Origin of the sequence: Nocardioides pantholopis, from assembly GCF_003710085.1 — a bacterium.
Classification (GTDB): Bacteria; Actinomycetota; Actinomycetes; order Propionibacteriales; family Nocardioidaceae; genus Nocardioides; species Nocardioides pantholopis.
In genome coordinates this window covers 713,228-724,903 of sequence record NZ_CP033324.1, presented here as the reverse complement: position 1 = coordinate 724,903, position 11,676 = coordinate 713,228, and the positions used below count along the sequence as shown (strand labels likewise).

The window sequence follows — 11,676 nt, the reverse complement described above, 5'->3', positions numbered from 1 at the left end:
GCGCCGTGCCTCTCACCGACCCCACCACCCGCGCCGTCCGTCTGGCCGTCCTCATCGACGCCGACAACACCTCCGGGAAGCACGCGAGCGCGCTGCTGGCCGAGGTGGCTCGGTACGGCGTCCCGACGGTCAAGCGCGCCTACGGGGACTGGACCACCACCCGGCTCGGGAGCTGGAAGGACGAGCTGAACCGCAACGCGATCCAGCCCGTGCAGCAGTTCTCCTACACGACCGGCAAGAACTCCACCGACTCCGCGCTGATCATCGACGCGATGGACCTGCTCTACACCGGCAACCTGGACGCGTTCGCGCTGGTCTCCAGCGACAGCGACTTCACCCGCCTGGCCACCCGGCTGCGCGAGTCCGGGAAGACCGTCTACGGCTTCGGCCGGCGCCGGACCCCCGAGGCGCTGGTGGCGGCGTGCGACCGGTTCGTCTTCCTCGAGGTGCTCGGCACCGACGCGGCCGCGGCCGAGCCCGTCGCCGACACCAACGACCCCGACGACCCGGAGGACCCCGCCGGCACCGAGGCGGCCGCCGCCCCGCTGCCCGACCTGCGCGAGATCCTCACCGCCGCTGTCGACAACACCTCCGCGGAGGACGGCTGGGCCCTGCTGGGCTCGGTCGGCAGCTACCTCAACACCCGGCACGCCTCGTTCGACCCGCGCAACTACGGCTTCGGCAAGCTGATCTCGCTGGCCCGCGCCCAGGACTACCTGGAGCTGGCCCACGAGGACGGGAACGCGCCGCGGGTGCGGCTGAAGCCGGTCAAGGTGCCCCCGAAGGTCACCACCCGGCGCCGGACCGCGAAGAAGGCCGCGACCGACTGAGCCGGGCTCAGGCCAGGTCGTAGCCCTGCACGAACTCGGTCAACCGCTTGAGCTGGTCGGGGTCGGTGGAGGGGATCACACCGTGCCCGAGGTTGAAGATGTGGCCGCGGGCGGCGCGGCCGGCCTCGATCACGTCCGCGGCCCGGGCGGTCATCACCTCGGTCGGGGCGAAGACCAGGGTCGGGTCCAGGTTGCCCTGCACGGCCCGCTCGCCCACCCGGCCGATCGCGTCGCCCAGCGGGGTGCGCCAGTCGACGCCGACGACGTCGGCGCCGGCCTCGCCCATCAGGCCCAGCAGGTTCGTGGTGCCGACCCCGAAGTGGATGCGCGGGACGCCGAGCTCCCCGGCGGCCGCCAGCACCCGGGCCGAGTGCGGCATCACGTGCTCGGCGTAGTCGGCCGGGGTGAGCGCGCCGGCCCAGGAGTCGAAGAGCTGGACCGCGGAGGCCCCCGCCTCGACCTGCACCCGCAGGTAGCCGGCCGCGATGCCGGCGATCTTGCGCATCAGCGCGTCCCAGACCTCGGGAGCGCCGAACATCATCGCCTTGGTCTTCGCGTGCTCCTTCGACGGTCCGCCCTCGACCAGGTAGGAGGCGACCGTGAACGGCGCCCCCGCGAAGCCGATGAGCGGCGTGCCGCCGAGCTCGCCGACCAGGCCGCGGACCGCCTCGGTGATGAACCCGACGTGCTCGGGGAGCAGGTCCGGGATCGCCTCGACGTCGGCGAGCGTGCGCACCGGCTCGGCGACCACCGGGCCGACGCCCGGCACGATGTCGAGGTCGACGCCGACGGCCTTGAGCGGGAGCACGATGTCGGAGAAGAAGATCGCCGCGTCGACGCCGTAGCGGCGCACCGGCTGCATCGTGATCTCCACGACAAGCTCGGGGTCCATGCAGGCGTCGAGCATCGCGACGCCCTCGCGGACCTTGAGGTACTCCGGCAGCGAACGGCCCGCCTGGCGCATGAACCAGACCGGCGTGTGGGGCACGGGCTCGCCCCGGGCAGCCAGGAGGAACGCGCTCTGGGACAGGTCGGCCGAGGTGCTCACCGGACAAGCCTCGCACCCGCCCCGGCGTGTTCGCACATCGGTTCGAGGCTGCGGACCTACTGTGAACCCATGGTCGTGCGTCAGGAGACGCACCCGGGAACGGGTGCGGAGAGCCCCCGGGAGTTCCGTGAGGCGGTCGCCAGCATGCGCGCCGCCCGGTTGCGCCCGGAGGTGCTCTGCGAGGAGATGCCCGCGCCGCAGCGGATCGCGCCGTACGCCGCGGCGCTCTCGGCCGACGTCACGGTCGACGACGTCGACCTCGGGACCGGCCGGATCATCCTGCTCCACGACCCCGACGGCAACGACGCCTGGAACGGCACCTTCCGGTGCGTCACCTACGCCCGCGCCGAGATCGACGCCGACCTGGTGGCCGACCCGATGCTCGCCGCCGTCGGGTGGTCCTGGCTGACCGACGCCCTCGACGCCCACGGCGCGGCGTACGCGGAGGCCTCGGGCACCGTGACCTGCGTGTCGACCGAGAGCTTCGGCGGGATGGCCGAGGAGACCGGCACCGCCCAGATCGAGATCCGCGCGTCGTGGACCCCCCAGGGCCTCGACCTCGCCTCCCACGTCGAGGCGTGGGGCGAGCTGCTGTGCACCGCGGTGGGTCTCCCGCCGGTGCCGGAGGGCGTGGCGGTCATGCCGAGCCGGCGAGGACAGCGAGGCACGCCGACCTGATGGTTTCCCCCGAGAGCGCCCCGTCCGGCGACCCCGAGGTCGCGGAGGAGGCGGAGACCGCCGCGGAGCCGGCCCCGCTGCTGACCCTGCGCGACGGCCTGCCCGACCTGATCGACACCGAGCCCGCGCTGGTCGCCTACTGCGAGCGGCTCGCCGCCGGCACCGGCCCGGTGGCCATCGACGCCGAGCGCGCGTCCGGCTACCGCTACTCCGGCCGCGCCTACCTGGTGCAGCTGCGCCGCGAGGGCGCCGGCACCGCGCTGGTGGACCCGATCGCGTTCGACGTGGACCGGCTCGCACCGCTCGCGGAGGCGCTCGAGGGCACCGAGTGGATCCTGCACGCCGCGACCCAGGACCTGCCCTGCCTGACCGCGATCGGGCTCTACCCCACCGACCTGTTCGACACCGAGCTCGCCGGTCGCCTGCTCGGGCACCCGCGGGTCGGGCTGGCCACGCTGGTCGAGACCGTCCTGGGCTACCGGCTGAAGAAGGAGCACTCGGCGGTCGACTGGTCGACCCGGCCGCTGCCGAAGCCCTGGCTGGAGTACGCCGCGCTGGACGTCGAGGTGCTGGTCGAGCTGCGCGACGCGCTCGCGGCCGAGCTGGAGGAGTCCGGCAAGGCCGAGTGGGCGCGCCAGGAGTTCGACGCGCTGCGCAGCTTCCAGCAGACCCCGCGGGTGGAGGCGTGGCGGCGTACCTCCGGGATGCACCGGGTGCGCGGGCGCCGCGGCCTGGCCGCGGTCCGGGCGCTGTGGGAGGCCCGCGACCAGATCGCCGAGCAGCGCGACGTCACCCCCGGCCGGGTGCTGCCGGACGCCGCGATCGTCGCGGCCGCCCAGGCGCTGCCCACCGACCGGGCCGCCCTGCTGGCGACCCGCGGCTTCCACGGCCGCGGCGCCGAGCGGTACGCCGCGCGCTGGGTCGCCGCGCTCACCGAGGCCGCCACGATGGACGAGAGCGAGCTGCCGGCTCGCTCGCCGCGCACCGACGGCCCGCCGCTGCCGCGGGCGTGGGCCGAGAAGGACCCGGTCGCCGCCCGCCGCCTGGCGATCGCCCGTGAGGCGATGGCCGCGCTGGCCGAGGAGCGGCACCTCCCCGTGGAGAACCTGCTGACCCCCGACTACCTGCGCCGGACCCTGTGGACCCCGCCGGCCACCCGGGAACCGGCCCAGCTGGCGACCGCGGTCGCGGACGCGCTGAGCGCCCTGGGCGCCCGCCCGTGGCAGGTGGAGCTGGTCGGCCCGGTGCTGACCGAGGCGATCCTGCGTGCCGACACCGAGCCGGACCCCGAGCCCGACCCGGCGCCCGACGACGCGGAGCCGGGCTCCGAGCAGGCCTAGGGCCTACTCGTCCCCCTCGGGGGACTCCTCGGCGGACTCCTCCAGGCTCTCCGGGTCGAGCACGGTCCGCGACGCCTCGTCGATCCGCTCGGTCGCCTCGCCGAGGTCCTCGATGATCGAGACGTTCATCAGCTCGGCGAGCATCGGGTTCACTGTCGCGTCGAGCTCGGGCCAGGTGGTCAGCAGCGGCGGCAGCACCATCGAGGAGACCCCGCCGGTGAACACGGTGGCGTGCTCCGGGGCCCGGTCGGGCTGGAGGAACGCGTCGTTGAGGGCGACGGTCTGGTTGGCGGGCGCCAGGAAGCCGGCCTCGGTGACCTCGGCGACCGCGTCGGTGGACAGCGCGTGGACCAGGAAGTCGGCGGACTGCGGGACGCTCGCGGAGCGGGCGGAGATGCAGATGCCGGTGACGTCGCCGACGGTCGCGGGGGTGTCGAGCACCGGCATCGAGATCACGTCGAAGTCCAGGCCGGGCACCGCCCGCAGCTGGGGCACCAGGTCGCGCTGGCCGGTGATCATGCCGAGCTTGCCGGCCTTGAACCACTCCAGCGCGCTGCGCCGCGACAGCTGCTTCTCGGACAGGGTGACGGTGGGGTCGCGCAGCAGCGTGAGGGTGCGCTCCAGCGCCGCCCGGGACTCGTCGCCGGCGAGCGCGAGCGAGCGCGGGTCGTCGGCGTCGTCGAAGACCTTGCCGTCGCCGGAGTAGATGAACGGCGCCAGGCCCTCGAGGGTGGCGGGCACGTGCACGCCCTTGGTCCCGCGCCGCTTGCGCGAGGCGAAGGCGGCGGCCTCCGCGAACTGGTCGAAGGTCCAGCGGACCCGCTCCCCGCCGGGCACCTGCAGCCCGCGGCGCTCCATCCGGTCGAAGTCGACGAGGCGCTTGTTGTAGTAGACGACCTCGGGCGAGACGCCGTACGGCATGCACTGCAGGCGCAGGTCGTCGGAGAAGGCCTCGAGCGCCGAGCGCGAGTAGTTGTCACCGAAGTTGACGCCACGCTCGTCGAGCAGCTCGTCGACGGGGACGTTGCGTCGCTCCTCGCGCAGCCAGGCCAGGTCCGTGCGCGGCAGCATGTAGACGTCCGGGGCCGCCGCGCCGCCCTTCTGCACCGCGGCGACCAGGCCCGCTGCGTCGGCGTACGGCTCGATGGTCACCGGCTCGGCGCCGCTGGTGGCGTTGTAGGTGTCCACCATCGCCTGGTAGGCGGCGATCTCCTCCGGGCCGCCCCAGACCCCGAAGGTCAGGGCCGCCGTCGGTGCCGGCGACGAGGGCGCGGGGCTGCGCCGCGGCTCCGGCTCGGAGTCGCCGGTGCACGAGCTGGCCGTGAGGGCGAGGGCCAGCGCCGCGGCCACGAGGCCGGTGGCCCGCCGTGCCGCTCGAACCCGACCGTTACCCCTGTTACCCACGACACCACCCGTTCTCTGCGGCGTCCCGGGCATCCGCCGGGACGGCGTCACCCTACCGAGTGCTCCCGCGGCGGCGCGCAGCACTCGGGCTCCGGGGCGGTGCCCGGAACGCGGAGAACGAAGAACGAGCACGCCGGACCGGGAGCGCCTCACGGCGCGTGGCCGCTCGTAGCGGCTTAATTTGGGACCCGGGGCTGCCACGGCCCGACGTGCTCGGCTCCAGTGTAACGCCCGACCGTCTGCGGCGCGGCCCTCCGCGGCCCGATTCGGGCCCCGGTCAGGACAGTGGTCAGGACAGTCGGGAGGCCAGCTCGATGTGTCCCGCCGCCTCGAGCTGCTCGGCCAGCCGGAGCACCCGCACGACCGCCTCCTCGGTCCCGTCGGCCAGGGCCGCGCGGCCCGCCGCCACCACCCGCGCGAAGCCAGCTGCCCGGAACAGCACGTCGGCGAAGTCGCCGGTCGCGATGCCGCGCAGCACCTGGTCGACCATCGCCTTGAGCTCCTCCGGGCCGGGCGGGTCGGCGACGCCGGCCACCACCCGGGCGACCTGGGCGTGGGAGCGCCCGGCCTCGAACTCGCGCGCGACGGCCACCGGGTCGGCGTACACCCAGGAGCGCAGCAGGTAGAGCCGCCACAGGCAGCCGGCCACCGAGTCTGCGGGCGAGCCGGCCCACACCTCGGCGATGGTCTCGATGCCCTCGGTGTCGGCGAGGTGCAGCAGCCGCTCCGCCACCCCGGCGTCGCCGCGCTCGCGGGCACCGCGGACCAGGAGCCGGGCCGCCCGGTCGGCGGCCTCGGTGACGAGCGCCGGATCGGCACCGCCGACGATGTCGTCGAAGAAGGCGTCCCCGGGCTGCATCGGGCGGTGGTGGGGGCGGTCGCTCACCCGGCCACTCTACGAGGCCGGGGTCCGGCCGGACCGCTGTGGCGAGGCCGCCACTACCCCAGCGCCTTCCGGATCCGCTGGTCGCTGACCGGGGTCGGGGTGCCGAGCTGCTGGGCCCACAGCGAGACCCGGTACTCCTCCAGCATCCAGCGCACGGCGCGCAGCCGCTCGCCGGGCGGCCGGCCGGGAGGCAGGGCGTCGAGCTGGTGCAGGTAGGCGGCCTGCAGGTCGGAGACCCGGTCCATCAGCTGCCGGTCCCGGTTGACCGCGCCGCCGCCGTCGTCGAGCCGGGCCCGGCGCTGCCGCAGCGCGGTGAGGTACGTCGGATAGCGGCGCAGCTGCGCCGCTCCGGCCTCCCCCACGAAGCCGCGGTGGACCAGCCGGGCGAGCTGGGCCTGCATGTCGGAGAGCGCCGGCAGCTGGGTCATCTCGGCCCGCCCGGACAGCGCCTTGTCCGCCGCCCGCCAGCCGTCCAGCACCCGCAGCACGTCGCCGAGCACGCCGCGCAGCCGCGCCTCCTGGTCCCGCTCCGCCTCGGCGAGCAGGCCGGCGTACTCCTCCTCGGTGCGCACCGCCGGGCGGGCGTCGACCAGGTCGCCGAGCACCGCGGCCCGGCAGTCCTCGAGCAGCTCCGCCACCGAGGGGTACGGCGTACCCGCGAGGGCCAGCTTCTCGGCGTTGCTCAGCCCGTCGAGGACCTGCTTGACCGGGGACCGGGTCCCGAGCAGCAGCAGCCGGCGTACGCCGAGGCGGTGCCGGGCCGCCGCCTCCTCCTCCGCGCCGAAGACCTGCAGCCCCACGGTGCCGCCCTCGTCGACCAGGGCCGGATGGACCTGCACCTCGTGGCCGGCCCGCTTCTGGGTGAACGAGCGCTCGATGGTCCCGAACACCCAGCCCGTCTCGCCGGTGCGGCTGACCCCGCTCGCGGTGGCGACCTCGGCGATGGCCTGCTCGAAGGAGCCGCGCAGCGGGGCCTTGAGCGCCTCGAGGTCCTTCCCGCGGGCCTGCTCCCGGCCGGTCTCGTCGACCACCCGGTAGGTCGGGCGCAGGTGCTCGGGGACCTTGGACCAGTCCCAGGCAGCGCGCGGCACCACGACCCCGGTGGTCGAGCGGCACCACCGCTCCAGGGCGTCCAGGAGCGGCTCCTCCCCCGCCGGCACCGTCGCGAGGAACTCCCGCGCCTTGTCGGGTGCGGGGACGAAGGAGACCCGCAGGTTCTTCGGCAGGCTGCGGATCAGACTGGTGACCAGCTCCTGGCGCAGCCCGGGGACGTTCCAGGAGAAGTCCTCGTCGCTGACCCGGTTCAGCGTCGCCACCGGCACCTCGATGGTGAGGCCGTCCTCGGCGGTGCCCGGCTCGAAGTGGTAGCTGATCGGGAAGGTCAGCCCGGCTCCGGTGTCGCCGTGCCAGCGCTCGGGGTAGTCCTCCTCGCGGACCTCCTCGACCGTGTCGTGGGTGAGCATCTTCGGGTCGAACGTGAGCAGGTCCGGCTGGTCGCGGCGAGCCTGCTTCCACCACTGGTCGAAGTGGGCACCGCTGACCACCTCGGGGCCGACCCGGGCGTCGTAGAAGTCGAAGAGCGTGTGCTCGTCGACGACGAGGTCGCGGCGCCGGGCCCGGTGCTCGAGCTCCTCGGCCTGCTCGAGCAGCCGCTGGTTCTCGGCCAGGAACCGGTGCCGGGTCTGCCACTCGCCGTAGACCAGCGCATGCCGGATGAACAGCTCGCGGGAGAGCGCGGGGTCGACCTTGCCGTAGTTGACCAGCCGGTCGGCGACCAGCGGTACGCCGTACAGCGTGGCCCGCTCGCGGGCCATCACCGCCGCCCGCTTGCGCGACCAGTGCGGCTCGGACCAGGTGCGCTTGACCAGGTCCCCGCCGAGCTGCTCGGCCCACTCCGGCTTGATGGCGGCGTTCTGGCGGGCCCAGAGCCGCCCGGTCTCGACGAGCTCGCCGGCCATGACGTACTGCGGGTTCTTCCGGGCCAGCACGCTGCCGGGGAAGATCGCGAACCGCGCACCGCGGGCGCCGAGGTACTCCCGGGGCCCCCGGCGGCGCCCGTCCCGGCCGGCGTTCGGCCCGGAGGCGGCGTCGCGCTCCTCGAGCATGCCGATGTGGGAGAGCAGCCCGGAGAGCAGGGCCTGGTGGATCCCGTCGGCGTCGGGGGTGTCGGCCGGGTGCCCGGCCTGGACGCCCATCTCCTTGCAGACCTGGCGCAGCTGGGACTCGAAGTCCTGCCACTCCCGCACCCGCAGGTAGTTGAGGAACTCGCGCTTGCACATCCGCCGGAAGGCGCTGCCGGAGAGCTCGCGCTGCTGCTCCTTGAGGAAGCGCCACAGGTTCAGCCAGGTCAGGAAGTCGCTGCCCTCGGCCTTGAAGCGCGCGTGCAGCTGGTCGGCGCGGGCCTGCTCGGCGGGGTGGTCGGCTCCCGGCCGCTCGCGGGGGTCCTGGAGGGAGAGCGCGGCGGCGATGACGACGACCTCGCGCACGCAGCCGAGCCGCTCGGCCTCCAGGACCATCCGGCCCAGCCGGGGGTCGATGGGGAGCCGGGCGAGCCGGCGCCCGAGCTTCGTGAGCGCCTCGCCGCCCGCCCTGGCCCCGGCCCGCAGCGCGCCGAGCTCCTCGAGCAGCTGCACGCCGGCGCTGACGTTGCGCTTGTCCGGGGGCTCGACGAACGGGAACCGCCCGACGTCGCCCAGGCCCAGGCTGGCCATCTGCAGGATGACGCTGGCCAGGTTGGTGCGCAGGATCTCGGGGTCGGTGAACTCCGGGCGGCCCTCGAAGTCCTCCTCGGAGTAGAGCCGGATCGCGATGCCGGCCTCGACCCGGCCGCAGCGCCCGGAGCGCTGGTTGGCCGAGGCCTGGCTGATCGGCTCGATCGGCAGCCGCTGCACCTTGGTGCGCACCGAGTAGCGCGAGATGCGCGCCACGCCGGTGTCCACGACGTACCGGATGCCGGGGACTGTCAGCGAGGTCTCGGCGACGTTCGTCGCGAGCACCACGCGGCGGCCGGTGTGCCGGGCGAAGACCTTGTGCTGATCGGCCGCGGAGAGCCGGGAGTAGAGCGGGACGATCTCCACCGGGTTGCGCAGGTTGAGTCCCTCGAGCACCTCGGCGGTGTCGCGGATCTCCCGCTCGCCGGGGAGGAAGACCAGGATGTCGCCGGGTCCCTCGGCGACCAGCTCGCGCACCGCGTCGGCGATCGCCTCGGTCTGGTCGCGGACGACCGGCTCGCCCTCCTCGTCCTCCTCGGGCAGCTCCATGAGCGGGCGGTAGCGGACCTCGACCGGGTAGGTGCGCCCGGAGACCTCGATGATCGGGGCCGGCTCGCCGGTGCGTACGTCGGCGAAGTGCGCCGCGAAGCGCTCGGGGTCGATGGTGGCGGAGGTGATGATCAGCTTCAGGTCCGGGCGCTTCGGCAGCAGCTGACGCAGGTAGCCCAGGAGGAAGTCGATGTTGAGGCTGCGCTCGTGCGCCTCGTCGATGATGATCGTGTCGTACTTGCGCAGCATCCGGTCCCGCTGCAGCTCGGCCAGCAGGATGCCGTCGGTCATCAGCTTGACCCGGGTTGAGCGCGAGGTGCGGTCGGTGAAGCGGACCTGGTAGCCGACGACGCCGCCGTCAGCTCCCAGGTCCGTGCCCAGCTCGCTGGCGATGCGCTCGGCCACGCTGCGGGCCGCGATCCGCCGGGGCTGGGTGTGCCCGATCAACCCCCCGCCGGACCGGCCACGGCGACCGCGACCGAGCTCGAGGCAGATCTTCGGCAGCTGGGTGGTCTTCCCCGAGCCGGTCTCGCCGGCCACGATCACGACCTGGTGGTCGCGGATCGCGGCGGCGATGTCGTCACGGCGCTGGGTGACCGGCAGCTCCGGCGGGTAGGTGATCGGGAGCTCGTCGGTCATGGCAGCGCCATTGTGCCAAGACCGGCGAAGGAACCGCTCAGGCCGTCGAGCCGGGGGTCTCCGGGGTGACGTCCTCCTCGGTGTCCGGCGTGTCCGGCGTGTCCGGCGTGGTGTCCGGCTCGGTGTCCGGCATGCCGTCCTCACCGGGGAACCCGTCGGGCCAGCCCTGGGAGTCCTGGTCGGATCCGCCCGGGCCGTGGTCGAAGCCCCGGTCGGAGTCACCGTCGGGGCCACGGTCGCCGAACCCGCCGGAGCCACCGCCGGGGAACTGGTGCTGGCCGTGGCCGGGGCCGCCCATCTGGTCCGGGCCCGGGCCGTCGTCGTCAGCGGCGACCGCGCCGATCAGGCCGCCGAGACCGCCGCCGACGAGCAGCGCGACGACAGCCACGATGCCGGTCGCGCGGGCCCCGAACGAGCGGTCGCGCAGCTTGGTCTTCTGGGCCGCGGGGGCGACCGGTGCGGTGCCGGGCGCCTGGGCCGGCGGCGGGGTGGGGGCTCCGGCCGGGCCCGGGCCCGGGTTGGGGGCGGCGGTGGGGGGCGTGCTGGGGGGCGTGGGGGACATTCTCTGGCTCCTTTCCTTGACGTCCACCACGATGGCTCCGCAGCCTGTGCGGTGCCTGTGACCGAGCCGTGCAGCACCTACCAGTTCCTTCGCCGAGCGCCGGTCGGTGCTGGTCCCTAGCATTCGAGGATGCGGGCCAGGACCAACGCGACCTCGACCGGCGCCGGGATCCTGCGCCCGACCGAGTTCGCGCGGCACGCCTCGGTCGAGCGGCTGCTGCCCGCTCCAGGGCTGGACCGCTGGGTGGAGAACCACTGGTGCCTGCGCTGGGACCTCCCGCCCGGGACCGTCTTCCACAGCCAGACGCTGCCCCACCCCGCGTGCACGCTCAGCGTGGAGCTCGGTCGTCCCCGGCCCGGCGTGGGGGCGGAGCGGGTGCTGGTCACCGGCGTCGTCACCCGGCGCTTCGAGGTCCCGGTCGCGGACCGCGGCTGGGTGCTCGGCGTGAAGTTCCGCCCCGGCGGCCTGGCCGCGCTGGCCGGGCTGGAGGCCCGTGCCCTCACCGACCGGCTGCGGCCCGCCGCCGAGCTGCTGCCGGCGCCGGTGGTCGACGCCCTGCGGGTCCTGGACGGCCGGCAGGCCCCGGCGGCGGCCGCCGGCGTCGCCGACCGCGCTCTGCTCGGGCTGGCCGAGCGCCGCGGCGCCTCCCCCGACCCCGGCTACGACCCCGGCTACGACACGGTGCTGCGCCTGGTCACGGACCTGCTCCGCGACCGGTCCCTGGTCCGGGTCGCCCAGCTGGAGGAGCGCCACGCCGTCTCCCGGCGCCAGGTCGAGCGGCTCTTCGCCCGCTACGTCGGCGCCAGCCCCAAGTGGGTGCTGGCCCGCTACCGGATGCACGACGTCGTCACCGCCCTCGACGCCGGGTACGCCGGCTCGCTGGCCGACCTGGCCGCCGAACACGGCTGGTACGACCAGGCCCACTTCACCCGCGACTTCACCCGGCTGGTCGGGGTGCCGCCCCACCGCTACCGCCAGGGCCGCCCCTGACACCGGGCCGGACACCGGCCACAGGACATCCACAGCCGA

At 74.5% G+C, this 11,676-nt stretch carries 9 protein-coding genes; 4 read left to right on the top strand and 5 right to left on the bottom strand.

The window, feature by feature from the left end; genetic code table 11:
• The first annotated feature begins 5 nt into the window (after positions 1–5).
• On the top strand, positions 6–830 hold the full coding sequence (locus EBO35_RS03405) for an NYN domain-containing protein (RefSeq protein ID WP_122816480.1): 825 nt from the start codon (positions 6–8) through the stop codon (positions 828–830).
• 7 nt (positions 831–837) lie between these two features.
• Here EBO35_RS03405 and hemE read toward each other — a convergent pair whose 3' ends face one another.
• Positions 838–1,878, bottom strand: coding sequence for a uroporphyrinogen decarboxylase (gene hemE, locus EBO35_RS03400; protein WP_241153845.1), 1,041 nt, complete (start codon positions 1,876–1,878; stop codon positions 838–840).
• Positions 1,879–1,947: 69 nt separating this feature from the next.
• Between hemE and EBO35_RS03395 the strand changes: the two genes are divergently transcribed.
• Positions 1,948–2,556 carry a DUF3000 domain-containing protein gene (locus tag EBO35_RS03395; protein ID WP_122816478.1) on the top strand — a complete coding sequence of 203 codons (609 nt, stop codon included), beginning with the start codon at positions 1,948–1,950 and terminating at the stop codon, positions 2,554–2,556.
• Positions 2,556–3,896 (top strand): HRDC domain-containing protein, encoded by a 1,341-nt coding sequence (locus EBO35_RS03390; protein ID WP_122816477.1) that lies wholly within the window; start codon positions 2,556–2,558, stop codon positions 3,894–3,896. The genes EBO35_RS03395 and EBO35_RS03390 overlap by 1 nt, the downstream gene beginning before the upstream one ends.
• A gap of 3 nt (positions 3,897–3,899) precedes the next feature.
• Here EBO35_RS03390 and EBO35_RS03385 read toward each other — a convergent pair whose 3' ends face one another.
• The 4 genes from EBO35_RS03385 to EBO35_RS03370 all read right to left on the bottom strand — a co-directional run bounded on the left by EBO35_RS03385 (position 3,900) and on the right by EBO35_RS03370 (position 10,647).
• Complete coding sequence (locus EBO35_RS03385) at positions 3,900–5,246, bottom strand: ABC transporter substrate-binding protein (RefSeq protein WP_164477786.1); 1,347 nt, start codon at positions 5,244–5,246, stop codon at positions 3,900–3,902.
• Positions 5,247–5,589: 343 nt separating this feature from the next.
• Positions 5,590–6,186: a hypothetical protein gene (locus EBO35_RS03380; RefSeq protein WP_241153844.1), complete on the bottom strand. Its 597-nt coding sequence runs from the start codon at positions 6,184–6,186 to the stop codon at positions 5,590–5,592.
• A 53-nt stretch (positions 6,187–6,239) separates the two neighbouring features.
• Entirely contained in the window at positions 6,240–10,085 is a 3,846-nt protein-coding gene (gene hrpA, locus EBO35_RS03375; RefSeq protein WP_122816475.1) for an ATP-dependent RNA helicase HrpA, read from the bottom strand.
• A 37-nt stretch (positions 10,086–10,122) separates the two neighbouring features.
• Positions 10,123–10,647, bottom strand: a complete 525-nt coding sequence (locus tag EBO35_RS03370; protein WP_164477785.1) for a hypothetical protein — start codon at positions 10,645–10,647, stop codon at positions 10,123–10,125.
• Between the two features lie 129 nt (positions 10,648–10,776).
• Here EBO35_RS03370 and EBO35_RS03360 point away from each other — a divergent pair, with 129 nt between their 5' ends.
• Positions 10,777–11,637 (top strand): AraC family transcriptional regulator, encoded by an 861-nt coding sequence (locus tag EBO35_RS03360; protein ID WP_206422651.1) that lies wholly within the window; start codon positions 10,777–10,779, stop codon positions 11,635–11,637.
• Positions 11,638–11,676: the final 39 nt, after the last annotated feature.

What these genes read in the sequence shown, in the direction of transcription:
- EBO35_RS03395 (WP_122816478.1), top strand. Translation starts at nt 1,948, where the DNA reads ATGGTCGTGCGTCAGGAGACGCACCCGGGAACGGGTGCGGAGAGCCCC.
- EBO35_RS03390 (WP_122816477.1), top strand. Translation starts at nt 2,556, where the DNA reads ATGGTTTCCCCCGAGAGCGCCCCGTCCGGCGACCCCGAGGTCGCGGAG.
- EBO35_RS03370 (WP_164477785.1), bottom strand. Translation starts at nt 10,647, where the DNA reads ATGTCCCCCACGCCCCCCAGCACGCCCCCCACCGCCGCCCCCAACCCG.
- hrpA (WP_122816475.1), bottom strand. Translation starts at nt 10,085, where the DNA reads ATGACCGACGAGCTCCCGATCACCTACCCGCCGGAGCTGCCGGTCACC.
- EBO35_RS03360 (WP_206422651.1), top strand. Translation starts at nt 10,777, where the DNA reads ATGCGGGCCAGGACCAACGCGACCTCGACCGGCGCCGGGATCCTGCGC.